This is a genomic window from Streptosporangium vulgare, assembly GCF_042428775.1.
Taxonomy (GTDB): domain Bacteria; phylum Actinomycetota; class Actinomycetes; order Streptosporangiales; family Streptosporangiaceae; genus Streptosporangium; species Streptosporangium vulgare.
Genome location: NZ_JBHMBS010000104.1, coordinates 1 through 1,423 on the forward strand (window position 1 = coordinate 1; position 1,423 = coordinate 1,423).

Genomic DNA, 1,423 nt, shown 5'->3' on the forward strand with positions numbered 1-1,423 from the left:
GGTCACGTCCAGCGAAGTGGTGTATGAGTTGATCTCCGCGTGATCCTGTTTCTGCAGGTTAAGCGGTAAGTGTCTGTGGAATGGGTTTCTGCTGCGGTGTGTCGCCTGCGATGACCCGCATTCGAGCTTTCGCCAGGACATCCAGTCCCATGTAGCGGCGGGCCTCGGTCCACTCGTCGGTCTGCTCGGCCAAAACCGCACCGACAAGACGGACGATCGAGCCGCGGTCGGGGAAGATCCCGACCACGTCGGTGCGGCGGCGGATCTCCTTGTTCAACCGTTCCTGCGGATTGTTCGACCAGATCTGCTTCCAGATCTCCCGGGGGAAGGCGGCGAAGGCCAGCAGTTCCTCTCGGGCGGCGTCCAGGTGCTCGCACGCGGCCGGATATTTGGCCTCCAGCGCCTCGATCACCCAGGCGTGCTGGGTGCGCACCTGCTCGGCGGTGGGCTGGTCGAAGATGGTGCGCACCAGGGTCGCCACCCATGGCTGCGCCGATTTCGGGACGGTGGTGAGCAGGTTGCGCAGGTAGTGCGTGCGACAGCGCTGCCAGCAGGCGCCTGGCAGGGTCGCACCGATCGCTCCGACCAGCCCGGTGTGGGCATCGGAGATGACCAGTTGCACCCCGCTCAGCCCTCGAGTCACCAGGCCGCGCAGGAACGCCAGCCAGCCGGCGCCGTCCTCGGCCGAGGTGACCTCCACGCCGAGGATCTCCCGGTTGCCGTTGGCGTTGACGGCGGTGGCCACCAGCACGTGCACGTTAATGATCCGCCCGCCCTCACGGACCTTCTGCGTCAACGCGTCCAGCCACACGAAGGCATACGGCCCGGTATCCAGGGCGCGGGTGCGGAAGGCCTCCACCTGGGTGTCGAGGACCTTGGCCATCTCGCTGACCTGGCTTTTGGAGATGTGTTTGATGCCGAGTTGTTCGACCAGCTTGTCCACCCGCCGGGTGGAGACCCCGAGCAGGTAGCTGGTGGCCACCACGCTGATCAGGGCTTGCTCGGCCCGGCGACGCCGCTCCAGCAGCCAGTCGGGGAAGTAGGAGCCCGAGCGTAGTTTCGGGATCGCGAGCTCGACGGTGCCGGCTCGGGTGTCCCAGTCGCGGCTTCGGTAGCCGTTGCGCCGGTTGGTGCGCTCGTCGCTGCGGGTGCCGTACTCGGCGCCGCACAGGCTGTCGGCCTCGGCCGACATCAACGTCTCGGCCATGGTCTTCACCATGGATCGCAACAGATCCGGGTTCCCGTGCTCGATCTGCTCCGCCAGCCAGGTCGCGGGGTCCACACTGTTGTTTGCGGCCATCGCTTTCTTCTCCTTCGATCTTGTTACTTCGCACTCGAAGGATCACGCGATGGCCGTCCTCATTTCACGGCGCCACGCCCACTAGCTGGGGAAACTCGTACACCACCTCCGTGGACGCAACCT

Annotated in this window: 1 protein-coding gene; it reads right to left on the reverse strand. The window is 65.7% G+C overall.

Annotated elements, in window-relative coordinates; translation table 11 throughout:
- Window positions 1-58: 58 nt before the first annotated feature.
- Entirely contained in the window at window positions 59-1,300 is a 1,242-nt protein-coding gene (locus ACFFRH_RS44160; protein ID WP_344747869.1) for an IS256 family transposase, read from the reverse strand.
- Window positions 1,301-1,423: the final 123 nt, after the last annotated feature.

Excerpts from the sequence above, each read along its gene's own strand:
- ACFFRH_RS44160 (WP_344747869.1), bottom strand. The coding sequence starts at position 1,300 with ATGGCCGCAAACAACAGTGTGGACCCCGCGACCTGGCTGGCGGAGCAG.